This window comes from Cognatilysobacter tabacisoli, assembly GCF_003586305.1.
Lineage (GTDB): Bacteria > Pseudomonadota > Gammaproteobacteria > Xanthomonadales > Xanthomonadaceae > Cognatilysobacter_A > Cognatilysobacter_A tabacisoli.
The window spans coordinates 148956-171158 of record NZ_QXJI01000001.1 but is presented as its reverse complement, the minus strand read 5'-3'; the positions used below and the strand labels follow the sequence as shown (position 1 = coordinate 171158).

General features: G+C 70.4%; 16 protein-coding genes and 1 riboswitch. Of the genes, 6 read left to right on the top strand and 10 right to left on the bottom strand.

All coding sequences use genetic code 11. The features are described 5' to 3' along the window. Nucleotides 1–27 precede the first annotated feature (27 nt). A riboswitch (glycine riboswitch) is annotated at nucleotides 28–141 on the top strand. A 228-nt stretch (nucleotides 142–369) separates the two neighbouring features. The 3 genes from gcvP (at nucleotide 370) to D3A60_RS05310 (ending at nucleotide 6583) form a co-directional block, all read left to right on the top strand. Next, complete coding sequence (gene gcvP, locus D3A60_RS05320; protein WP_119717706.1) at nucleotides 370–3231, top strand: aminomethyl-transferring glycine dehydrogenase; 2862 nt, start codon at nucleotides 370–372, stop codon at nucleotides 3229–3231. 230 nt (nucleotides 3232–3461) lie between these two features. Then, complete coding sequence (locus tag D3A60_RS05315) at nucleotides 3462–4973, top strand: ATPase domain-containing protein (RefSeq protein ID WP_119717705.1); 1512 nt, start codon at nucleotides 3462–3464, stop codon at nucleotides 4971–4973. Further along, nucleotides 4970–6583 carry a hybrid sensor histidine kinase/response regulator gene (locus D3A60_RS05310; protein WP_196778660.1) on the top strand — a complete coding sequence of 538 codons (1614 nt, stop codon included), beginning with the start codon at nucleotides 4970–4972 and terminating at the stop codon, nucleotides 6581–6583. The genes D3A60_RS05315 and D3A60_RS05310 overlap by 4 nt, the downstream gene beginning before the upstream one ends. Before the next feature lie 136 nt (nucleotides 6584–6719). Here the strand turns inward: D3A60_RS05310 and D3A60_RS05305 are convergent, their stop codons facing one another. Beyond that, entirely contained in the window at nucleotides 6720–7769 is a 1050-nt protein-coding gene (locus tag D3A60_RS05305) for a BON domain-containing protein (RefSeq protein ID WP_157981405.1), read from the bottom strand. A 719-nt stretch (nucleotides 7770–8488) separates the two neighbouring features. After that, complete coding sequence (locus D3A60_RS05300) at nucleotides 8489–9025, bottom strand: M48 metallopeptidase family protein (protein WP_119717703.1); 537 nt, start codon at nucleotides 9023–9025, stop codon at nucleotides 8489–8491. Nucleotides 9026–9110: 85 nt separating this feature from the next. On the opposite strand from D3A60_RS05300, the gene D3A60_RS05295 reads away from it, so the two are divergent. Then, a complete protein-coding gene (locus tag D3A60_RS05295) occupies nucleotides 9111–9665 on the top strand; it encodes a DUF2058 domain-containing protein (RefSeq protein WP_119717702.1) in 555 nt (184 codons plus the stop codon). Nucleotides 9666–9782: 117 nt separating this feature from the next. Here the strand turns inward: D3A60_RS05295 and xth are convergent, their stop codons facing one another. From xth to D3A60_RS05255, 8 genes are all read right to left on the bottom strand, one after another. Beyond that, nucleotides 9783–10619 carry an exodeoxyribonuclease III gene (gene xth, locus D3A60_RS05290; protein WP_119717701.1) on the bottom strand — a complete coding sequence of 279 codons (837 nt, stop codon included), beginning with the start codon at nucleotides 10617–10619 and terminating at the stop codon, nucleotides 9783–9785. Nucleotides 10620–10968: 349 nt separating this feature from the next. After that, entirely contained in the window at nucleotides 10969–12267 is a 1299-nt protein-coding gene (locus tag D3A60_RS05285; RefSeq protein WP_119717700.1) for a VgrG-related protein, read from the bottom strand. Between the two features lie 33 nt (nucleotides 12268–12300). After that, nucleotides 12301–12648 (bottom strand): lysozyme inhibitor LprI family protein, encoded by a 348-nt coding sequence (locus D3A60_RS14470; RefSeq protein WP_157981404.1) that lies wholly within the window; start codon nucleotides 12646–12648, stop codon nucleotides 12301–12303. Between the two features lie 288 nt (nucleotides 12649–12936). Further along, nucleotides 12937–14247 carry an XVIPCD domain-containing protein gene (locus tag D3A60_RS05275; RefSeq protein ID WP_119717698.1) on the bottom strand — a complete coding sequence of 437 codons (1311 nt, stop codon included), beginning with the start codon at nucleotides 14245–14247 and terminating at the stop codon, nucleotides 12937–12939. Between the two features lie 33 nt (nucleotides 14248–14280). Continuing rightward, complete coding sequence (locus D3A60_RS14465) at nucleotides 14281–15081, bottom strand: hypothetical protein (RefSeq protein WP_157981403.1); 801 nt, start codon at nucleotides 15079–15081, stop codon at nucleotides 14281–14283. Nucleotides 15082–15164: 83 nt separating this feature from the next. Then, nucleotides 15165–16871: an ABC1 kinase family protein gene (locus D3A60_RS05265; protein ID WP_119717696.1), complete on the bottom strand. Its 1707-nt coding sequence runs from the start codon at nucleotides 16869–16871 to the stop codon at nucleotides 15165–15167. Nucleotides 16872–17133: 262 nt separating this feature from the next. Next, entirely contained in the window at nucleotides 17134–17595 is a 462-nt protein-coding gene (locus D3A60_RS05260) for a glycine zipper domain-containing protein (protein ID WP_119717695.1), read from the bottom strand. Nucleotides 17596–17883: 288 nt separating this feature from the next. Further along, nucleotides 17884–19101 carry an NAD(P)/FAD-dependent oxidoreductase gene (locus D3A60_RS05255; protein WP_119717694.1) on the bottom strand — a complete coding sequence of 406 codons (1218 nt, stop codon included), beginning with the start codon at nucleotides 19099–19101 and terminating at the stop codon, nucleotides 17884–17886. Between the two features lie 137 nt (nucleotides 19102–19238). Here D3A60_RS05255 and D3A60_RS05250 point away from each other — a divergent pair, with 137 nt between their 5' ends. Continuing rightward, the gene (locus D3A60_RS05250) at nucleotides 19239–19847 is read left to right on the top strand and encodes a hypothetical protein (RefSeq protein WP_119717693.1); all 609 of its coding nucleotides are present in this window, start codon (nucleotides 19239–19241) and stop codon (nucleotides 19845–19847) included. Nucleotides 19848–19983: 136 nt separating this feature from the next. Continuing rightward, nucleotides 19984–22182: a catalase gene (locus tag D3A60_RS05245; protein WP_119717692.1), complete on the top strand. Its 2199-nt coding sequence runs from the start codon at nucleotides 19984–19986 to the stop codon at nucleotides 22180–22182. The last annotated feature ends 21 nt before the right edge of the window (nucleotides 22183–22203 follow it).

Sequence of the window (22203 nt, the reverse complement as noted above, 5' to 3'; positions counted from 1 at the left end):
TCGCTCAGGCCCGATACCACCACGAGCACCAAACACTCTGGAGAGACCGGCCGCCCGCCTGGGTGGAGCCGGCGCCGAAGGGGCACGAAGCGCGCTGGTCGGCGCTTCCAAACTCTCAGGCAGAAGGACAGAGGGGCAAGCTGGGCTTTCGAGCGGCGCCAGCCGCGAGCCAGCGAGCGCCTGCGCGCATGCAGGCGCGCAGGCCGGGTCGAGTCGCGCTTCGCGGTACGAAGCACGCCCGTCCAAGCCAGCGCGCATGCGGAGACGCAGGCCGGAACGAGCTGGGCTCCGCGTCGTCGCGCGGTGCCCGGCAAACGGCCCCGCGCGAGCGCCGGCCGAACCGCCCCTCCACCTGCCGGACACCCCGCCATGACCCAGCCCACCCTGCGCGACCTCGAGCACCACGACGGTTTCCTCGAGCGCCACATCGGACCGAACGACGCCGAGATCGCGCACATGCTGCGCGTGGTCGGGCACGACACGCTCGACGGCCTGACCGACGCCATCGTCCCGGCGTCGATCAAGTCGCCCGCCCCGCTGGCCCTGCCGGAGCCGATCAGCGAGGTCGAGGCGATCGCCAAGATCCGCGCGATCGCCGGCAAGAACCAGGTGTTCCGCAGCTTCATCGGCCAGGGCTACTACGGCACGCACACGCCGAACGTCATCCTGCGCAACATCCTCGAGAACCCGGCGTGGTACACGGCCTACACGCCGTACCAGGCCGAGATCTCGCAGGGCCGCATGGAAGCGCTGATCAACTTCCAGACCATGTGCGCCGACCTGACCGGCATGGAGATCGCCAACGCGTCGCTGCTCGACGAGGCGACCGCCGCGGCCGAGGCGATGACGCTGGCCAAGCGCTCGTGCAAGTCGAAGTCGAGCGTGTTCTTCGTCTCCAGCGGCGTGCACCCGCAGACGCTCGAAGTCCTGCGCACCCGCGCCGAGCCGCTCGACATCGAGCTGGTGGTCGGCGACGACGCCGACGCGATCAACACCGACGCGTTCGGCGTGCTGCTGCAGTACCCGAACACCTTCGGCCAGATCAACGACTACCAGGCCCTCGCCGATGCGGTGCACGCGCGCGGCGGCTTGGTCGCGGTGGCGACCGACCTGCTCGCGCTGACCCTGATCCGCGCCCCGGGCGAATGGGGCGCCGACATCGTCGTCGGCAACACCCAGCGCTTCGGCGTGCCGTTCGGCTTCGGCGGCCCGCACGCGGCGTTCATGGCGTGCCGCGACGCCTACAAGCGCTCGATGCCGGGCCGCCTGATCGGCGTGTCGATCGACGCCGAGGGCAAGCCGGCCTACCGCCTGACCCTGCAGACCCGTGAGCAGCACATCCGCCGCGAGAAGGCGACGTCGAACATCTGCACCGCGCAGGTGCTGCTGGCGGTGATGGCGTCGATGTACGCCGTCTACCACGGACCGGACGGCCTCAAGCGCATCGCCAGGCGCACGCACCGCCTCGCGACGATCCTCGCCACCGCGCTGCGCGGGGCAGGCGTGACCGTGGGCACCGACTTCTTCGACACGTTGCACGTAGTCGGCCTCGACGCCGCCGCGGTCCACGCCAAGGCCCGCGAAGCGCGCATCAACCTGCGCGCGATCGACGCGTCCAGCCTGGCGATCAGCCTCGACGAGACCACCACGCGCGCCGACGTCGTCACCATCGCCGGCCTGTTCGGCGCGGCGGCCGACATCGACGCGCTCGACGCGGCGTCCGCCGAGGCGCTGCCGGCCGGGCTGAAGCGCAGCAGCGACTTCATGACCCACCCGGTGTTCAACACCCACCACAGCGAGCACGAGCTGCTGCGCTACATGCGCCAGCTGGCCGACAAGGACCTGGCGATGGATCGCACGATGATTCCGCTGGGCAGCTGCACGATGAAGCTCAACGCCACCGCCGAGATGATCCCGGTGACGTGGCCGGAGTTCGCCAACATCCACCCGCTGGCGCCGGCCGAGCAGGCAACGGGTTACAAGCAGCTGATCGAAGAGCTCGAGGCGATGCTGGTCGAGTGCACCGGCTACGACGCCGTCAGCCTGCAGCCGAACTCCGGCGCGCAGGGCGAGTACGCCGGCCTGCTGGCGATCCGCGCCTACCACCGCAGCCGCGGCGACGACCACCGCGACATCTGCCTGATCCCCGACTCCGCGCACGGCACCAACCCGGCGTCGGCGCAGATGTGCGGCATGACCGTCGTCGTCACCAAGACCGACGCCAACGGCAACGTCGACGTCGAGGACATCCGCCGCAACGCCGAGAAGTACTCCGACCGCCTCGCCGCGCTGATGGTCACCTACCCGTCCACGCACGGCGTGTTCGAGGAGGACATCGTCGAGATCTGCGAGATCGTGCACAAGCACGGCGGCCAGGTGTACACCGACGGCGCCAACATGAATGCCCTCGTCGGCGTCGCCAAGCCCGGCAAGTGGGGCTCGGACGTGTCGCACCTGAACCTGCACAAGACCTTCTGCATCCCGCACGGCGGCGGCGGCCCGGGCGTCGGCCCGTGCGCGGTCAAGTCGCACCTGGCGCCGTTCCTGCCGCGCGCGCTCGGCGGCGACGGCGACGTCGGCATGGTCTCGGCGGCGACGTTCGGCTCGGCCAGCATCCTGCCGATCAGCTGGATGTACATCACGATGATGGGCGCCGAAGGGCTGCGCCGCGCGACCCAGGTCGCGCTGCTCAACGCCAACTACGTCGCGACCCGCCTGGCGCCGCACTACGAGACGCTCTACACCGGCCGCAACGGGCTGGTCGCGCACGAGTGCATCCTCGACCTGCGCCCGCTGAAGGACGCCACCGGCATCGGCGCCGAGGACGTGGCCAAGCGCCTGATCGACTTCGGCTTCCACGCGCCGACGCTGAGCTTCCCGGTGTCGGGCACGCTGATGGTCGAGCCGACCGAGAGCGAATCGCAGCACGAGCTCGACCGCTTCATCGACGCGATGATCCAGATCCGCGACGAGATCCGCGCCGTCGAGGAAGGCAAACTCGACCGCGAGGACAACCCGCTCAAGAACGCCCCGCACACCGCCACGTCGGTGTCGGCCAGCGAGTGGACCCACGCCTACCCGCGCGAGCTGGCAGCGTTCCCGCTGCCGAGCCTGAAGCTGACCAAGTACTGGCCGCCGGTCGCCCGCGTCGACAACGTCTACGGGGACAAGAACGTCATGTGCGCGTGCATCCCGGTCGATGCGTACAAGGACGCGGTCGAGGAGGCCTGAGCCGCGGCGGGCGACGACGCTCCGAGGTCACGAGGAAGCCCCGCCCGCGCGGGGCTTCTCTCTTTGCGCGATGTGTCCTCACGCGTCGATCCGCGTCGGCGCCGCCGGCGTGAAGGCCCGTTCGCGTTCGTGAACCCCTTCAGCGAAGTGCACGGAGTGTTTACGCTACCGCTGCTTATATCGGACACGTTCGACCTGGCGTCCCGCCAGCCGTGAGCCGAAGGGTCACCATGCCAGCAGAAGCCAACGCTCCCCTCAGCACCGGCGTGCCCGGTCTCGACGCCATCCTCGACGGCGGCCTCACGCCCGAGCGCCTGTACCTCCTGGAGGGCGTGCCCGGATCGGGCAAGACCACGATGGCCATGCAGTTCCTGCTCGCCGGCGTGGAACGCGGCGAGACCGTCCTGTACGTGACGTTGTCGGAAACCGAGGAGGAGCTGCGCGAGGTCGCCGCCTCGCACGGCTGGTCGCTGGACGGCATCCACATCCACGAACTGTTCCCGCTCGGCGACCAGCTCGACCCCGACGATCAGTACACGATGTTCCACCCGTCCGAGGTGGAACTGACCGACACGACCCGCCGCATCCTCGAGGAGGTCGAACGGCTCAAGCCGTCGCGCGTCGTGTTCGATTCATTGGCCGAGGTGCGGCTGCTGTCGGGCACGATCCTGCGCCTGCGCCGGCAGGTGCTCGCGCTGAAGCAGTACTTCGCCGGGCGCGGCAGCACCGTGCTGCTGCTCGACGAAAGCCAGCACGCCGAGCACGGCACCCACGTGCACACGGTCGTGCACGGCGTCATCGCCCTGCACCAGCTGCGGCCGGAATTTGGCGGCGACCGGCGCCGGCTGCGCATCAACAAGATGCGCGGCCGCCCGTTCCGCGGCGGCAACCACGACTACGAGATCGAGACCGGCGGCGTGCGTGTGTTCCCGCGGCTGGTCGCGGCGCGCCACCGGCGCGCCGGCACCAACACCCCGGTCGGCAGCGGCATCGCCGCGCTCGATCAGCTGCTCGGCGGCGGCCTGGAGCGCGGCACCAGCACGCTGCTGATCGGCGCGGCCGGCACCGGCAAGTCGTCGCTGGCGACGCATTTCGTGATGGAGGCGGCCAAGCGCGGCGAGCACGCGGCGATGTTCCTGTTCGACGAGAACGAGCGCACCCTCGCCACCCGCTCGCGCGGCATCGGCTTCGACCTCGAGGGCCACATCGCCTCCGGCCGGGTCGCGGTGCAGGCCATCGATCCCGGCGAGCTGTCGCCGGGCGAGTTCATCCAGGGCATCCGCGAGGCGGTGGAGCTGCGCGGCGCGCGCCTGGTCGTGATCGACAGTCTCAACGGCTACCTCAACTCGATGCCCGAGGAGCAGCACGTCCTCGTGCAGCTGCACGAGCTGCTCGCCTACCTCGCCCAGCTCGACGTGGTAACGCTGCTGATCAACGCGCAGCAGGGCCTGATCGGGCAGATGACCAATACGCTCGACGTGAGCTACCTGGCCGACACGGTCGTGCTGCTGCGCTACTTCGAGGCCCACGGCGAAGTGCGCCAGGCGATGTCGGTGCTGAAGAAGCGCACCGGTCCGCACGAGCGCACGATCCGCGAGATGCGCCTGACATCGGAGGGCCTGCAGATCGGCGAGCCGCTGCGCAACTTCCGCGGCGTGCTGACCGGCGTGCCGCATGAGGTCGGCTCGCCTGGCGATGGCGGCGGCACGGACGCCACGCCGCGGGCACGCACGACGTCGTGACCGCCGCACCGGCCACCGACGCGACGCGGGAGCGCGTGCTGCTCCTGCTGCCGACCGCCCGCGACGCGTCGATGACCGCGGGCATCCTGCAGCGCAACGGCATCGCGTCGCAGACCTGCGCGAACGCCAGCGAGTTCGCGCAGGAACTCGCGCGCGGCGCCGGCGCGGTCCTCGTGGCCGAGGAGGCGCTCGGCGCCGGCGCGACCGGCGGCGTGCTGGCGCAGGCCATGGACGCCCAGCCGCCGTGGTCCGACCTGCCGGTGCTGGTGCTGGCCCGCCAGGGCGCCGACTCGCACGAGGTGCGCGACGCGCTGCAGGTGCTCGGCAACGTCACCCTGCTCGAGCGCCCGCTGCGCGTCTCGGCGCTGCTGAGCCTGGTGCGCACTGCGCTGCGCGCCCGCGCCCGCCAGTACCAGCTGGAGCGCTACCTGCGCGACCTCGAACAGGCGCGGTCCGCGCAGGCGACGGCCGCGCGGCGCAAGGACGAGTTCCTGGCGATGCTGGCGCACGAGCTGCGCAACCCGCTGGCGCCGATCCGCAATGCGCTCAGCGTGCTCGAACTCGACGACGGCGACGCGGAGCGGCGGCGGATGCTGTACGCGATGATGACCCGACAGGCCGACCACATGGTGCGGCTGGTCGACGACCTCATGGATGCCTCGCGCATGTCGCGCGGCCGGGTCGACCTGCGCCGCGAGCCGATCGACCTGCAGGACGCCCTGCGCAGCGCGATCGACGTCGGCGAGCCGCTGATCCGCGCCACGCAGGGTGCGTTCGATGTCACGCTGCCGCCCGATCCGCTGCCGGTGCACGGCGACACCGACCGCCTGATCCAGGTGTTCGGCAACCTGCTGCACAACGCGGCCAAGTACGGCCGTCCCGGTGGACGGGTGGCGCTCGATGCGCGGGTCGAGGGCGACCAGGTCGTCGTCACCGTCAGCGACGACGGCATCGGCATCGAGCCGGACCTGCTGCCGCACGTCTTCGACCTGTTCACCCAGGGCCAGGGCGATGCGGACCGGATGAAGGAAGGCCTCGGCATCGGACTGTCGCTGGTGCGCGACCTCGTGCAGATGCACGACGGCACCGTGGTGGCGCGCAGCGACGGCCGCGGGCGCGGTGCGCGTTTCGAAGTGCGGCTGCCGCTGACGCCCGCCGCCGCCGCGTCACCGACCGCGGGCAACGGACAGTCCCGCCCGGCCGGCAACGCGTCGGCGCCGCAGCCGCTGCGCGTGCTGGTGGTCGACGACAACGTCGACTCCGCCCGCTCGCTGGCGATGGTCATGGACGGGCTGCGGTTCCAGCACCGCGAAGCAAACAGCGGCGCGGCGGCGCTGGAGATCGCCGAGACGTTCGTGCCCGACGTCGCGCTGCTCGACATCGGCATGCCCGGCATGGACGGCTACGAACTCGCGCGGCGCATGCGCCGCGACCCGCGCCTGTCAGGCGCGCTGCTGGTCGCCGTCAGCGGCTGGAGCCAGGAGCAGGACCGCCGCCACGGCCGCGCCGCCGGCTTCGACCACCACTTCGCCAAGCCGGTCGACATCCAGGCGCTGGTGGCGCTGCTGGACGGCGTCGCGCGCGGGCAGTCGGCGGTCGGAGCACGCTGACAGCTCACTCAGACGGGCCGCGGCACGCCCGTCGCCATCGCCGACGCCATCAAGCACGAAGCCCCGCGGGTGCGGGGCTCCGTGTTTCGCAGGGGGTTGGCCGCCTCGCGCGGGGGCGCGTCCGGCAGCACGACCGTCAGTGCGCCGAGGTGCCGCTTCCTGAACCGGGCTGACCGGACTGCGTCGTCTTCGCGGCTGGCGTCCTGGCGGACTCGTCGCGGCCGGACGCCGCCCCGCCGAGCGTGCTTGCGGATGCAGCCGCTTGCCCGCCGCCGGCCGCGTCGTTGATCGACGACGCGCTGCGCGCACCTGACACCTCGCGGTGCTCGCCGCGACGCACGCGCAGGCGGTTGTCGATCTCCAGCGAGCCCGCGCACGCTTCGGCGATGTCCTCGGCGCGGTGCTTCATCCAGCGGCCGTCGACCTCGCCCTCGAGCACCACCTTGCCGTCGGCGCAACGGACCTCGATGCCGCTGGCGTCGATCTGCGAGTCGTAGGTCAGTCGCTCGTTGATGTCCTCGAGGATGCGCTCCTGCGAACGGCGGTAGTTGCGCGGGCCGCGGCCGCGATACGGCCCCTCGGTCCCGGGCGAAGCGCCGGCGCCCAACCCGGCATGCTGGGTGTTGCGGTCCCACTCGGTGCCGTAGCTCGCACCGGCGCCGCCGCTGAAGTCGACGCGCTGGCCGTACGTGCGGTCAGCTCGATCGAATTCCGGGCCGGCCGTGCCGCGCGCGTGGCCGTAACGCGGCTCGTCGCCGTAGCCCGACGAACGGCCGTAGCCTTCGCCGAAGTCACGCGGTTGCGCCTGGAACTGGCTGCTGCCGCGACTGCCCTGGCGCCCGTAGTCGCCGGCGGGCTGGCGGGCGTAGTTGCCGCCGTGCGACGCACCGCCACGCTGCGACTCGCCGGCCCACGGGTCATGGTCCGACTGCCAGCCGCTCGCGCTGCGGCCCTGCCCGTATTCCATGCCGCCGCCCTGCCCGTACTGGCGGGTTTCTTCCCAGTCGTCACGCTGCGTGCGCCGCGCGCTGCCGTACTCCGAGCCGCCGCCGTAGCCCTGTGAGCCCGGGTAGCGGCCGGTCTCGTAGCGCGACTCGCCGCCGTACGGGTCCCGGCCCTGCGTCGACGGGCCGTATCCCGCGGCCGTGCCACCCTGCGATTCCGAATAGCCCTGCGGGTACGTCACGCGTTGTCCGCTTCCGCCTTCGCGCATCGCTTCGTACTCGCTGCGCGCGCCGTGCTCGTTGTCGCGCCATCCTCGCTCGCGCGAGGCACCTTCTCGAAGATCACGATCCCTCAAGTCACGCTCTCTCATCTCGCCACTCCTCTTTTCATTCAGCCATGCGCGACCGGCATTCACGTATCGCGCGCCCAGACGGAACACCTCACCGGCCACGGCCTTGAGCTCGCCTGTCCCAGGCACCTCGGCCGCACTGCGGGTTCTCTCTTGCACTGCTGCGTCCTCCTACTTGCTTGCTCTGCTCGTCGTCGGAGCTCGTGCGGGAATGTGCCGACACGTGGTCGACCCGAACGAAACTGCATGCGCGCGCGATAGCGGTGCGTGATGTTTCCGCTGAACTTTCGATACGCCGTGTCGAGGACCCGACGCAGGATTCCTCGCGTTGCGATGCGTGCACGCGCGGCGCGCGGCCGTGCGCGTCGCATCGACGATCGTGAATCGTTCACGACGCTGCACGCTGACATCGCTGATTTGCGCGAGCGCGATTGGGCACGCGCGATGAAGGCCGTCGCGGCGCCCGCATTCATCCCGACATGGAGCGCGACGAGCGCTTACGACGCTCCGATCGTTCGTGAACGGGCGCGGTCACACGACGCGCGTCGCGTGCAGTCCATCGCTACGTCTTTCTCGCGGCGCCGCCGACGTCGCACGTCGGTCGCGCGCGGTCAGGCGTCCGTGCCCGCCTCGCTTTCCGCTGCTCCGCTCCGCCGCCGCACTCCATCAAGGTGGGTGAGGTACAGCCGCAGGTCGAACTCCAGCTGGTGGTAGTCCGGCTCCATGTGCGTGCACAGCTGGTAGAACGCCTTGCTGTGGTCGGGCTCCTTCAGGTGCGCCAGCTCGTGCACGACGATCATGCGCAGGAATCCGGCCGGCGCGTCGCGGAACACGCTGGCGATGCGGATCTCGCGGCTGGCCTTGAGCCTGCCTCCATGTACGCGCGAGATCGCCGTGTGGGTGCCCAGCGCGTGCTTCATCACCTGCAGCTTGCCGTCGTAGACCACCTTGCCCAGCGGCACGGCCTTGCGAAGGTGGCGCTCCTTCAGCGTTTGCACGTATTCGTACAACTGCCCGTCGCTGCGGACCGCGTGCGCCTGCGGGTACTTGGCCGCCAGCACGGCGCCGAGCCGGTCCTGCTCGATCAACGCCTGCACCTGCGCGAGCAGCTGTGGCGGGTAGCCGGCGAGGTATTTCAGGGTCGTCATCGACGGGCGTCGGCGTGGGCGAAGGGCGGCTCGGCGGGTGCCCAGTATGATGGCCACCCGCTAAGCCTTTCCGCGAACCCGAGCCATGGCCAAGCCCACTCCACTCCAGGCGCAGCTGCTGAAGGCCGGACTGGTCAAGAAGTCCCAGGTCGCCGACGCGGCGCGCGAACAGAACAAGGCCCTGCACGCGAAGGGGCCGTCCAAGCCGGACGAGTTGGCCCGCGACGTCGAGCGTGCCCGCGCCGAGAAGGCCGAGCGCGACCGTGCGCTGGCCGCCGAGCGCAAGGCCCAGGCCCGCACCGCCGAACTGCGCGCGCAGGCGCGCCAGATCATCGACGACAAGAAGGTGCCGCGCACCGGCGCGAGCGAGTACCGCTTCACCGCCGACGGCGCGATCCGAACGCTGCTGGTCGACGACGCCCAGCGCAAGCTGCTGGCCGGCGGCGCGCTCGTGATCGCGCGGCATGGCGACCGCTACGAGCTGCTGCCACGCGCCGCCGGCGACAAGGTGCGCGAGCGCGACGCGACGATGATCGTGCTCGACCACGGCCAGGCGGCCGGCACGGAGCCGGCCGCGCCGACGTCGGACGACGATGCGTACTACGCGCAGTTCCAGGTGCCCGACGACCTGGTCTGGTGACCCACCGGCGTCGGCCGGCGGCGCGGCACCCGCTGCGCGCGCCGCACGTTCGCCAGCCAAGGTCGGATCACGACGACGAAAGGCCCTGGCGCCGCCGGCGAATCGCTTCGCAGCGCCTCAACTCTTCGATCGTGTCGAACGCACCGGACGCGCCGGCGCCGCCGGCACGCGAACCGTGGCCCACGTCGGCGCGTGGTCGCTGGCCTTGTCCTGCAGTCGCACCCAGCGATCGACGCCGGCGTCCTTGAGGCCCGTCGCCAGCACCGGGTTCAGCAGCAGGTGGTCGATGCGCAGCCCGCGGTCGCGCTCCGCGTGCTGGCGGAAGTAGTCCCAGAACGTGTAGACCACCGCGTCCCCGGCAACGTGCCGCAGCGCGTCGGTCCAGCCCTGCGCCAGCAACCGCTCGAACGCCGCGCGCACTTCCGGCTGGATCAGCGCGTCCTTGCGCCACGCCTTCGGGTCGTAGACGTCCAGGTCGGTCGGAATCACGTTGAAGTCGCCCAGCAGCACCGCCGGGTGCGGCAGGTCGACCAGCGTGCGCGCATGCCGGATCAGGCGCTCCATCCACGCGAGCTTGTAGTCGAACTTGGGACCCGGCTGCGGGTTGCCGTTGGGCAGGTACAGGCAGCCGACGACGAGATTGTGGACGACCGCCTCGAGGTAGCGGCTCTGGTCGTCCTTCGCGTCGCCGGGCAGCCCGCGCCGGCTTTCGACCGGCATCGCGTCGCGCGCCAGGAGCGCCACGCCGTTCCACGACCGCTGTCCGTGCCAGATCGCGCCGTAGCCGGCCGCCTCGAGTTCCGCGACCGGAAACGCCGCGTCCACGGCCTTGAGCTCCTGCAGCGCGACGACGTCCGGCTGCTCCTTCTCGAGCCAGGCCAGCAGGTGCGCCAGCCGCGTGCCGATGCCGTTGACGTTGAACGTCGCCAGCTTGAGTGTCTTCGCACGCGCCACGCCGCCTCCGCGTCTGGATCGAGCGGACGACCGCCGGGGCCGTCGGTGTGCAGACCGTAGCCGCGCCCGGATATGCGTCGGGTGAATCCGTATCGGTTCCCGCGCTGGACGACGCAGGCCGGGTCGCGAGCACGCCCTCGCAGCGAGGGATGCATGCATGCGTCGAGGGACACCACCGGCGTCCCCGTACGCGCGAGGTCCACGGACGTCATGGCGCGGCAGGCGCGAATGTCCGCCCCTCGGCGCTCCGCGCTGAGACCCACCGCTGGCCTGGCGCACCACGCCGTGAAGCGTAGAGGGCCCCGGCGGGCGGGGCCCTCTTTGCGCGTACGGCGGGGCGCCGCTTCCGTCAGAGCCGCATGCCGCTCGGGGCGCCACTGGGGTCGACGGTGGGCGCGCGCGTCACGACCGGGCCGGGGTCGATGCCGGCCCGCCCGATCTGCGATTCGTCGCGCAGCAGTGCAGTGCTGCGTTCGATCGGCTGGCCCGCGGCCTGGATGCGGTCGGCATATACGCGCAGGTGCGCCGGATCCCCGAGCGCGCCCTGCACCGCGAACAAGCCGTCGCCGCGCTGGCCCAGCACCACGTGGTCGATGCGCGACGCGCCGCTGATGCGCGCTTCGAACGCCAGCGTCGCCGCGGCGTTGCTGCGCTCGACGTCGCTGCGGAACGTGCCCGCCGGCAGCTGCTCGATTCCCCGCAGCGCCTGCCGGTACAGGCCGTGGTCCGGGTGCGCGGGGTTCGACAGCAGCGGCTGCTGTTCGCCGCGCTCCAGCGCAGCCAGAGTGCGCGGGCCGACGATGCCGTCGACATCGCGCCCGCTGTCGCGCTGGAAGCGCTCGACCGCCTGCTGCGTGCGTCGACCGAAGTCCCCGTCGACCACCACCTCGCGGCCGTCGGCGTCGCCGTAGCCGAGCCGCACCAGGTACTCCTGCACTGTGCGAACCCGCGCCCCGTGATCACCCATTTCCAACGTCCTGCCCGCCGGTCCGCGCGCCTCGGCTTCCGGCGTCGCGCCGACCTCGCGAGCACGATCCGGCGATGCAAGCTCGATCAGGGCCTCCCGCTCGCTGCGGGCGCGGTCCAACAGTCCGGGCCACAGCGTCGGGGACCGGCTGAACAACTGCTGGTTGTGCGCGATCTTGTAGTCCTGGATTGCTTCGACGATCTGCCGGTCGGACAGGTCGTCGAGGCGGTAGCCGGCGCCGAAGCGCTCTTCTAGGCCTCTGGACACGATCCGCGGCGTCAAGTTGCGGAACTGCACTGAGGTGCTCCACACGGCGTCCTGCACGGCGGGCCCACGTTCGCTCAGATCGAGGCCCGCTGCGCGCAATCGCTCGTGCTGCACGTCGTAGTGGGATCGCTTGATGAACTCGTGCTGGTCGCGGGCAAAACCCGGATCGGCTGCGGCGAGTTCACGCCACCGTCGATCGAACGCCGGTGTCACCGGTGTCAGTCCGCGGAATTGATCGCCGTATGACGATTCCGCCAGGTACTCGGCAAGCGTCCCCATGCGCGACGACAGCTGGTACGTGCCGTACGACGCACCGCCGTTGTCGCCCCGACCGGTCGAGATCGTACCGGCGCCGCGGCCGCCCGTTTCGTAGCGCTCCGAGGTCTGACCAAGGCGCCATTCCGTGCTCTGCATATCCCTATGCTCCCTTCTGCGTTGGAGGTCTTGTTACGGAGACTGCAATCGCTTCTCCAGCGTGTCGGCGCGCGAGGCAGTCATCTGCAATGCGCACTCATTTCCTTCAAGTCGCTGACCCTGGCCCTCTTCGTCCGCATTCCACGCACAGGCCGCGTCCTTCTCACGCATCCACGCAGACTGCTCGCTTTCCAGGGCCGCCCGATTGCCGGCCGACAGCAAGGCCAGCAGCTTGGCGTACACCGACGCAAGCCGGCCTGCCTGAAATTCGGCTTCGGCCTCAATACAGTCCTGCATGACCGGCGTCACCCCGCCCGACGCGGCGATGCACGCTTGGTAGTCGGGCCGCAGTACCGCCGCATCACGATTATTCGCTTCCATCGAGGTTTCTCCATCTTGGTTGGCCGGACTCTCAGGCGATGGGACGGGCGCACTCGCCGACGCCACGGCCGATTCGTGACCCGACGCTACTGCAGGGGGCTGTGAGGTTGGCGGCTGGACTGCGGCATCGCCGTTGGACGCGGAGCAGGCACAGAGCAGTAACAAGAGCGAGCTGCAGAGGGCGGATGTACGGATCATCTTCTGGAATCCTTGGTCGGAAATCGTGTGGATCAAAAAATGGCCAAGTCACCGCGTCGAACAGTGGCTGACCGAAGGTTGGGTCGTTGCTCACCACGGCGCCTGAGGCGTTCGACTTGGATCGCCCACCGGTTGACGCGCACCCATCTCCGCGGCGTCGACGGCGGCCAGGCGACGCTGCGATTCGTCGCGCAGCAGCGCGGTGCTGCGTTCGATGGGCTGGGCCGCGGCCTGCGCGCGATCGGCGTAGACGCGCAGGTGCGCGGGGTCGCCGAGCGCGCCCTGCACCGCGAACAAGCCGTCTGCGCGCGGGCTGAGCACCACGTGGTCGATGCGCGTTGCGCCGCTGACCCGCGCTTCGAACACCAGCGTCGCCGCGGCGTTGCGGCGCTCGACGTCGCTGCGGAACGTGTCCGCGGGCAACTGCTCGATGCCTCGCAGCGCCTGCCGGTACAGCGCGTGGTCGGGATGCGTCGGGTTCGACAGCAGCGGCGCCTGTTGGGCGCGCTGCAGGGCAGCGAGCGTTTCCGCGCCGATGCGTCCATCCGCGCCAGTGCCGGTGTCCCGCTGGAACGCCTCGAGCGCGTGGCGGGTGCGCGCACCGAGGTCGCCGTCGACGACCAGCGCACGCCCACCGGCGTCGCGGTAGCCGAGTGCATTGAGGGCGGCCTGTGCGGTGCGGACCTGCGCCGCAGTCGCGTCAGGTGCCCTCGGCGCGGTCCGGGATGCAAGCTCATCCCGTGATGCCGCGCCGATTCCGACGAGCTCCTCGACGCCCAGCCGTCCGTCACGCACGCGCGCGACCAGGTCGCCGGTGATCACCTGAGACCAACGGGCCGACGCGGCGACGCGCTGCGCCATGCCGTTCTCGCCTCCGTTGATCCGACGGGCGGCGGTACGCACGTCCTCGCGCTGCGACTCGGGGATCTTGTCCTGCCAGTAGGCGACGGCGAGGTGGGCCGCCATGCGCGGCTCGGCCGCGAGCTCGGGTTGCCCTTCGAGGTCGACCCCGAACCTGCGGCCGTACTCCGCGTAGTTGTGGCGGCCGGTGTACTGCAGGTAGCCGCGACCGTGGAAGCGCCATCCGTCCCCTGGCTCGGTATTGCCGAGGTCGCGGCGGTTTTCGTACATGATCGTCGCGATGCGCCGGGGTTCGCCGCTTGCGACGGCCGCTTCGATCTGCGCGCGGGTGAATCGCTCGTCGGCTGAGCTGACGGCACTGATGAGCCGGTCGGCGGAGCGGTAGCGGAAGCTCTCGTGCATCGTCGAGAACCCGGCGGTTTCGACGTGCGCGTTGCCCATCAGGTTGGCCAGTTCGGCCGGCGAGGTGATCCCGGCCTCGATCGCGGTCTGAAGCAGCAGCGCCGACGAGCGGTTCAACGAGTAGTTCGATGCGGCCATGTCCAGTCCCTGGAATGATGGAGGGTGCTCGCGCTATTCGACTTCCTTCCGCTGGAGGTCGGGCTCGATCACGGCATAGCGGTAGTCGGACACGAGGAGCTGCCTGCCGTCGGCGGCATACGCGACCGAGTCGGTGAACACGCGCATCTCGTCGGCGTCGGCGTCGTACTCAGGCGACGTGAAGCGCGCCGCGGCGACCGCCCAGCGACCGTCTGCGCGCCGGACGAACTCGAAGCGCGCGTTGCGCTTGTCGCCCTGGTAGAACAGCGCGATGCGCTGGGCCTGCACGTCCAGCTCGATCGCCTCGGCCATGCCCTCGGCCGTCGGGTGCGCGCTGCAGTCGACCAGCTGTGCGCTGCTTTCGACCATGGCCAGCGTCCCGCCGTTGGCGGCGAACACCATCAGCGCGCATTCGGGGGGCGCGTCCGGCCCGCCCGGCCGGTAGCCGACCGCCGCCGCAACGGCGGGATCGTCCGCGGCCACCCGGACCACGACGGGCTCAAGACCGGTCGACGCCATGCGCCTGGATGCTGCGTCCACCATGTCGCTCATCGAAAACTCCGATCCGGGGGCCGCGGGGGCCGGGGCCGCCGCCGAGAGGGGTTGCACGGTCGCGGCCGATTGGCCGGCCGCTGCAGGCGCAGGCGCGGACTCGGCGCAACCGACCAGCAGCGCGGTCGCGACCAGGGCCGCCACGACCGATGCCCGCGCGCTGCGCGGGCCAGCCGACCGAAGACGCGCCGGCGCGGCGCGCACCGACGCGACCGCACCCGTGGCGCGGCGATTAGGGAAATTGCTGCGGACGACATCGCGCATGACCTGCTCCTTGTCCACGCCCGCGGCCTCCGTGGCCGCAGCGACAGCCTAGCCCCGGCGCGCGGGGGCATCAACCCGTCGCGGCCGTCGCCGTTGCGCGCCTAGCGCGGCCCGTGCGTCTCGACCGGCTGCGCGGTGCGGTCGCGACGCAGGGCGCTGACGACGATGGCCAGGCCAAGCATCACCGCGACCACCAACAGGCCGAACGCAAGCGCCGGGTAACCGAACACGCGCGGGCCGGCCTCGACGCGCATCAGCATCGCCGACGCGAGGATCAGCGCCGCGGTGATGACACCGGCGCTGATCCGGTTGGCGATCTTCTGCAGGTTCTCGAGCAGGCGCGATTCCTCCAGTCCGGTCAGGCGCACCTGCAGGCGGTTTTCCGACAGCAGCGCGAGGATGCTGGAGACGCGACCGGGCGCCTCGCGCAGCAGCGACTGCACTTCCATCGCTTCGCTGGCCAGATTCGCAGCGGAGAACGACTTCTTCAGCCGCGCGCGCATCACGCTCTCGAGGTGGTCCTCGACCACGTCCTTGACGTCGAGGTCCGGGTCGAGCGCGTGGCTGACGGCCTCGAGGTTCAGCAGGGTCTTGCCGAGCAGGCTCAGCTCCGGCGGCGTGCGCAGGCCGCAGGCGGTGCCCAGCCGGGTCAGGTCGAGCACGAGCCGGCCCTCGCCGGGCGACGTGGTGCCGCCCCCGCCGCCGTGCGCGGCGTAGCGTGCGACGCGCTGGCCGACTTCGCGGACGAAGCGCTCCTCGTCGAAGTCCTCCAGCCGCGTGCCGATGGCCATGCACTCCTGCGCGACCTCCTCGCCGCGGCCGTCGACCGCGGCGAACAGCAGCTTCAGCAGCCGTCCGCGCAGGCGCGGCGGCACGTGCGCGACCATGCCCAGGTCGAGCAGCGCAATGCGGCCGTCGTCGGTGACCAGCAGGTTCCCCGGGTGCGGGTCGGCGTGGATCTCGCCGTGCACGAACACCTGGTCCAGGTACGCGCGCATGACCGCGGTCGCCAGGTGCGACAGCGACTGTTCGGTGCGACGCAGGCCGCTGATGTCAGTGGCCTTGGTGCCGGCGACCAGCTCCATCACCAGCAGCTGCGGCCGGACGTAATCCCACACCGGCTGCGGCACGACGATCTCGGGGTACTCGGCGAAGTGGCGGGCGAAGCGCTCGAGGTTCTCCGCTTCGCCGCGGTAGTCGAGCTCGTCCATCAGCGTCTTGCGCAGCTCCTGCACCCAGTCGACGAAGTGCAGCCGTCGTCCTAGGTCGGTGAAGCGGTCGGCCTTCGCGGCCAGCGAATCGAGTGCGTCGAGGTCGGCCGTCACGACCTCCGTTACGCCGGGGCGCTGCACCTTCACCGCCACGGCGCGCCCATCGCGGAGGGTGGCGCGATGCACCTGCGCCAGCGACGCGGCAGCCAGCGGGGTTTCGTCGAAGGTGTCGAACACCTTGTTGAGCCGCACGCCGAGCTGCGCCTCGATCGAGTCGCGGATCACGTCGAAGGCAACCGGTTCGCAGTCGTCCTGCATGCGCTCGAGCGCGGCGAGATACGGCGGCGGCACCATGTCGGGGCGCGTCGAAAGCGCCTGCCCGATCTTGATGAAGGTCGGGCCCAGCGCTTCGAGTTCGTCGACGAAGACGTCCGGGCGGCCGTCCGGAGTGACCGGTGCCGCGCCCTGCACCTCGGCGGCGTTGGCGGCATCGACGGCCGACAGGTCCAGTCCGGTGAAGATGCCGGCGTCGCGATAGCGCAGCAGGAAGCCGAGGATCTGCGCGGTGCGCGCCAGTCCGGTGGGGGCAGTGTCCATGGTCAGCTCTGAGTTTTCGGGGTCGATCGCGCGCGGCGCGCGAAGTGGAATGGCGGATACAAGACGACTCTGGCCCCGAAGGGCCAGAGTCGTCGGGTGGATTCACGGGTGGACCGCACTCCTTCGCGGCCCCTCACGGTGACCCGTGCGCCGCGACTGCCCGGCGAACCGGGCAGCGCGGCGGCCGGCCGACGCGGCGAGTGGCGCAAGGAGACGCGCACCCGTCGCGTCAGGCGACATGTCGAGGAACGTGCCGCTCGGCTTAGCGACCGTCGCGGTCGGCGTCGCCCGGCATGGCGCGCTCGATGTAGTGCCAACCATCGCGCACGGCGCCCTTGGCCTCGCCCCAGGCCAGACGCGAGTCGGCCTTGGCTTCGTTCCACTCGCGCTCGAGCTTGTCTTCGACCTGCTCGAACTTCTGGCCCTGGTACTGGCCATAGGTCTTGTAGCCGTAGTCGTACGCCGGGGAGTAGTCGTCCCACGTGCGGTCACGGTTGTAGTACGAGGTGGTCTGGTAGTTGTTCTTGAAGTGGGTGGTGTACTCGGTGGGGTTGACGGCTTCGGCGATCGCGCCGCCCGCCTTCGCACCGGCCACGCCGCCGACGACGGCGCCGACGACGGTGCCGACCGGACCGGCCGCGGAGCCGATGGCCGCACCGCTCACTGCGCCTGCCACTGCGCCCGTGCCTTCACCGATGCTGTGATCCTTCTTGACCTCTTTCATTGCTCGTCTCCGCTGTGTGTTGTCGATGGGTGTTGCGTGGGGGTGTTGCCGTGTGTGGATCGCTCGTGCATCGATCCAACCGTGTCGGGCGCATCAATGCGTCCGGCAGTTCGAAACGTTGCTGCACTGCGACCGCCATCGCAGACTGCGCGCGCTTGAATCACGTGCCCGTGAATTGACGTGGATGAATGCGCAGTGGTGCTTGCCGATGTTGCACGCTGTTCACCGAGGTCATTTTTTCGTTCGCGGTGCGGGCGCGCAGCGGCGTCCCTGCGGCATCGCGAGGCGTCATCGACGCTCGCGCCGTGCAAATCCGAACAGCGTCTTCAGCGGGTGTGCGCGCCGCTCGATCGTCGCGCGCAGCAGCCCGGCGCCGAGCATCGAGTACGTGATGCCGTTGCCGCCGTACGCCATTGCGAACAGCACGCGCGGGCCGCGCTGTTCATGCGCGCCGAAGTACGGCAGCCCGTCTTCGGTTTCGGCGAACGTGCCCGCCCACGAGAACGCCGGTACCACCGGCAGCAGCGGCAGCGCACGGTGCATGTGCTTGACCAGCGTGCGCGCCTTGCCGTGCACGCGCTTGTCCCGGCGGGCCGGAATGTCGACGGCGTCGTCCTCGCCGCCGACCAGCAGCCGCCCGTCCCCGGTGGTGCGCAGGTAGAGGTACGGCCGCGCCGACTCCCACGCCATCGTGTCGGCCAGTCCGCCCGCCGCCCCGTCCGGCAGCGGGTCGGTGATGATTGCGTAGCTGCTGCGATTGCGCGCGACCGTTTCCTTCAGCCAGTGCTGGCTGGCGTAGCCCGCCGCGACGACCGCGTAGTCGGCCTCGATGCGGCAGCCGGACGCGGTGCGCATCCGCACGCGCCGGCTGGTCGCCTCGACCTCGTCGACGCGGGTGCGGTCGTGGATGGCCGTGCCGTTGCGCTGCAACCGCATGAACAGGCGATAGGCGAGGCGGTACGGGTCGACGCGCGCGGCCAGCGCGCTGAGGATCGCGCCGGGCGCGGCGAGTCCGAACTCCTCGCGCACGGCCCCGGCGTCCAGCCACGACACGTCGAAGCCGTGCCGGGCCCGGAGGGCGCATTCCGCCTGGAGGGGGTCGACGTCGCGACGCCGGCTGGCCCAGTACAGGCTGCGCATCGGGCCGAAGTCGACGTCGCGCACCGCGCGGGCGCGCTCGCCGACCAGGCCGATCGCCTCGGCGCAGGCGCGGTAGGCCAGGACCGCGTCGGCCTCGCCGTAGCGCTCGGCCAGCTCGACCAGATGCGTGTCGATCTCGTACTGCAGCAGTGCCGTGCTCGCCGACGTGCTGCCCCAGCCGATGTCGCGCTGTTCGACCACGACGACCTCATGGCCGTGCGCGGCCAGCTCGTCGGCGATCAGCGCGCCGGTGATGCCGCCGCCGATGACCGCGACTTCGCAGCGCACGTCGCGCTGCAGCGGCTCGAACGCATGCATCAACCCGTTCTTGATCGCCCAGAACGGGTAGCCGCTCTTGAGGTCCATTCGACCGTGCTCCGACGCGTGGGCCGCGATCGCGCGGCGACATAGGCGCCGGTTCAGGCCGGTGAAGCCCTCGCGCTTCACCGATCGACCACGACGACGCGCGGACAGTGAGGCCTCCCCCAGTGGAGACCACGTCAATGGCCCGTACCGCCTACGACGAGCACCAGCTCGACGAACTGCTGTACCAGATGCTCGAGACCGAACTCGGTGGCGAGCAGATCTACCTTGCCGCGATCAGCTGCGCCGTCAACGACGACCTGCGCAGCGAGTGGAAGGAGTACCTCGAGGAAACGCGCACGCACCAGCAGGTGCTGTTGGCGCTCTTCGAACAGGTCGGACTCGACCCCAACGTGCAGACGCCCGGCCGCAAGGTCGTGGCGCACATCGGGAACGCGCTGGTGAAGGCGATGCAGATGGCGAAGGCCGAGGGCGACGCGCACGCCGCCGAACTGGTCGCGTGCGAATGCGTCGTCCTGGCGGAAACCAAGGACCACATGAACTGGGAGCTGCTCGGCCACGTCGCCGAAAAGGGCAAGAGCGCCCACACCGCGGCGCTGAAGGCCGCGCACGAACAGGTCGAGGAAGACGAGGACCACCACCTCTACCACACGACCGGCTGGTGCCGGGAACTGTGGATCAGCGCGCTCGGCCTGCCGGCCGTGCTGCCGCCGCCGGAAGAGGTCAAGCAGGTCGAAACCGCCATCGGCGCGTCGCGCGCCGAACAGCAGCGCGACAAGATGCTGTAACCCACGCGGGCGCACTGCAAGGTGCGCCCGCTCTTTTTCCGGCAGGTGGCCGCCACGTCGACCTCGCCGCGCGCGCTCGTGACGCGCGCCGCCGCCCTTCCCTCCCCCTTTCAAGCCAGCTTCGCGGAGAACCCCGATGGCCACACGCAAGACCACTGCGCGCAAGACGCCCGCAGGCAGCAAGAGCAGCGCCGCCAAGGCGCCTGCAAGCGCGACCAAGGCCGGCAGCGCCGCTGGCGGCCGACCCGGCGCGTCCGCCGCCTCGAAGGCCTCCGCAGCGCGCAGCGGCCGCGACCAGCGCGGCAACGGCGACGAGCTGCACCAGTTCGCAGGCGGCAGCCACCCGGCGCTGACCACGAACCTGGGCACGCCGCTGTCGGACAACCAGAACTCGCTGCGCGCGACCTCGCGCGGCCCGACGCTGCTGGAGGACTTCATCCTCCGCGAGAAGATCACCCACTTCGACCACGAGCGCATTCCAGAGCGCATCGTCCACGCGCGCGGCAGCGCCGCGCACGGCTACTTCGAACTGACGAAGTCGCTCAAGAAATTCACCACGGCGCGCATCCTGACCGAGGTCGGCGAGCGCACGCCGGTGTTCTGCCGCTTCTCGACCGTGGCCGGCGGCGCCGGCTCGGTCGATACGCCGCGCGACGTGCGCGGCTTCGCGGTGAAGTTCTACACGCAGGAAGGCAACTGGGACCTGGTCGGCAACAACGTGCCGGTGTTCTTTATCCAGGACGCGATGAAGTTCCCGGACCTGGTGCACTCGGTGAAGATGGAGCCCGACCGCGGCTTCCCGCAGGCAGCATCGGCACACGACACCTTCTGGGACTTCATCTCGCTGACGCCGGAAGCGTTCCACATGATCATGTGGATCAAGAGCGACCGCACGATCCCGCGCTCGCTGCGGATGATCGAGGGCTTCGGCGTGCACACGTTCCGGCTGCTCGACGCCGACGGCAACAGCACCTTCGTCAAGTTCCACTGGCGACCGAAGCTCGGCCTGCAGTCCACGGTGTGGGACGAGGCGGTCAAGCTGCAGGCGGCGGACAACGACTTCCACCGCCGCGACCTGTTCGAGGCGATCCAGGCCGGCAACTTCCCGGAGTGGGAGCTGTCGGTGCAGCTGTTCACCCAGGAGCAGGCCGACGCGTTCCCGTTCGACCACCTCGACGCGACCAAGCTGATCCCCGAGGAGCTGGTGCCGCTGACGGTGATCGGGCGCATGGTCTTGGACCGCTGGCCGGACAACTTCTTCGCCGAGACCGAGCAGGTCGCGTTCTGTCCGTCGCACCTGGTGCCGGGCATCGATTTCAGCAACGATCCGCTGCTGCAGGGCCGGCTGTTCTCGTACTTGGACACCCAGCTGTCGCGGCTGGGCAGCCCGAACTTCCACCAGATCCCGATCAACGCGCCGAAGTGCCCGTTCGCAAACCTGCAGCGCGACGGCCACATGCAGATGGCCGTGCCCAAGGGCCGCGTCAACTACGAGCCCAGCTCGCTCGAGGACGGCACGCCGCGCCAGGTGGCGACCGGATTCCGCAGCTTCGCCCAGCCGAGCGAAGACGAGCCCAAAGCGCGCATCCGCGCCGAGAGCTTCGCCGACCACTACTCGCAGGCGCGGATGTTCTTCCGCAGCCAAACGCCGTACGAGCAGGCCCACATCGCGTCGGCGCTGGTGTTCGAACTGTCGAAGGTCGGCACCGTGCACGTGCGCGAGGCGATCGTCGGCCACCTGCGGCACATCGACGGCGACCTGGCGCGTCGCGTGGCCGACGGACTGGGCATGGATGCACTGCCGCCGGCCCCGCCGGCCGCGGTCGAGCCGGTCGACCTGCCGCCGTCGCCGGCGCTGCAGATCATCGGCAAGATGAAGGACACGCTCGAGGGCCGCTGCGTCGGCATCCTGATCCACGACGGCTCCGATGCCGCCACCGTGCGCGCGCTGCGCAGCGCGGCGGAGGCCGCCGGGGCGACGGTCAAGATCGTTGCCAAGAAGGTCGGCGGCGCCACGCTCAGTGACGGCCGCAAGCTGCCGGCCGACGGGCAGCTCGCCGGGACGCCGTCGACGATCTTCGACGCGGTCGCGCTGGTGCTGTCCGAAGAGGGCGGCGCCGACCTCGCCACCGAGGCGGCCGCCGTCGACTTCGTCCGCGACGCATTCGGCCACCTGAAGGCGATCGCCTACGACGCCGGCGCGACCGCGGTGCTGCAGGCCGGCGGCATCGAGCCGGACGCGGGCATCGTCGACGCCGGCAATGCGAAGGCCTTCATCAAGGCGGCCAAGCAGCGCTTCTGGGACCGTGAAGCGCAGGTGCGCACGCTCGCCTGAGTGCGCGAGCGCACCGCACGT

Bases quoted from the DNA above. Each gene is read 5' to 3' on its own strand.
- D3A60_RS05285 (WP_119717700.1), bottom strand. From the start codon at position 12,267: ATGCAGAGCACGGAATGGCGCCTTGGTCAGACCTCGGAGCGCTACGAA.
- gcvP (WP_119717706.1), top strand. From the start codon at position 370: ATGACCCAGCCCACCCTGCGCGACCTCGAGCACCACGACGGTTTCCTC.
- D3A60_RS05250 (WP_119717693.1), top strand. From the start codon at position 19,239: ATGGCCCGTACCGCCTACGACGAGCACCAGCTCGACGAACTGCTGTAC.
- D3A60_RS05260 (WP_119717695.1), bottom strand. From the start codon at position 17,595: ATGAAAGAGGTCAAGAAGGATCACAGCATCGGTGAAGGCACGGGCGCA.
- D3A60_RS05315 (WP_119717705.1), top strand. From the start codon at position 3,462: ATGCCAGCAGAAGCCAACGCTCCCCTCAGCACCGGCGTGCCCGGTCTC.
- D3A60_RS05255 (WP_119717694.1), bottom strand. From the start codon at position 19,101: ATGGACCTCAAGAGCGGCTACCCGTTCTGGGCGATCAAGAACGGGTTG.
- D3A60_RS05265 (WP_119717696.1), bottom strand. From the start codon at position 16,871: ATGGACACTGCCCCCACCGGACTGGCGCGCACCGCGCAGATCCTCGGC.
- D3A60_RS05245 (WP_119717692.1), top strand. From the start codon at position 19,984: ATGGCCACACGCAAGACCACTGCGCGCAAGACGCCCGCAGGCAGCAAG.
- D3A60_RS05295 (WP_119717702.1), top strand. From the start codon at position 9,111: ATGGCCAAGCCCACTCCACTCCAGGCGCAGCTGCTGAAGGCCGGACTG.
- D3A60_RS14470 (WP_157981404.1), bottom strand. From the start codon at position 12,648: ATGGAAGCGAATAATCGTGATGCGGCGGTACTGCGGCCCGACTACCAA.
- D3A60_RS05300 (WP_119717703.1), bottom strand. From the start codon at position 9,025: ATGACGACCCTGAAATACCTCGCCGGCTACCCGCCACAGCTGCTCGCG.
- D3A60_RS05275 (WP_119717698.1), bottom strand. From the start codon at position 14,247: ATGGCCGCATCGAACTACTCGTTGAACCGCTCGTCGGCGCTGCTGCTT.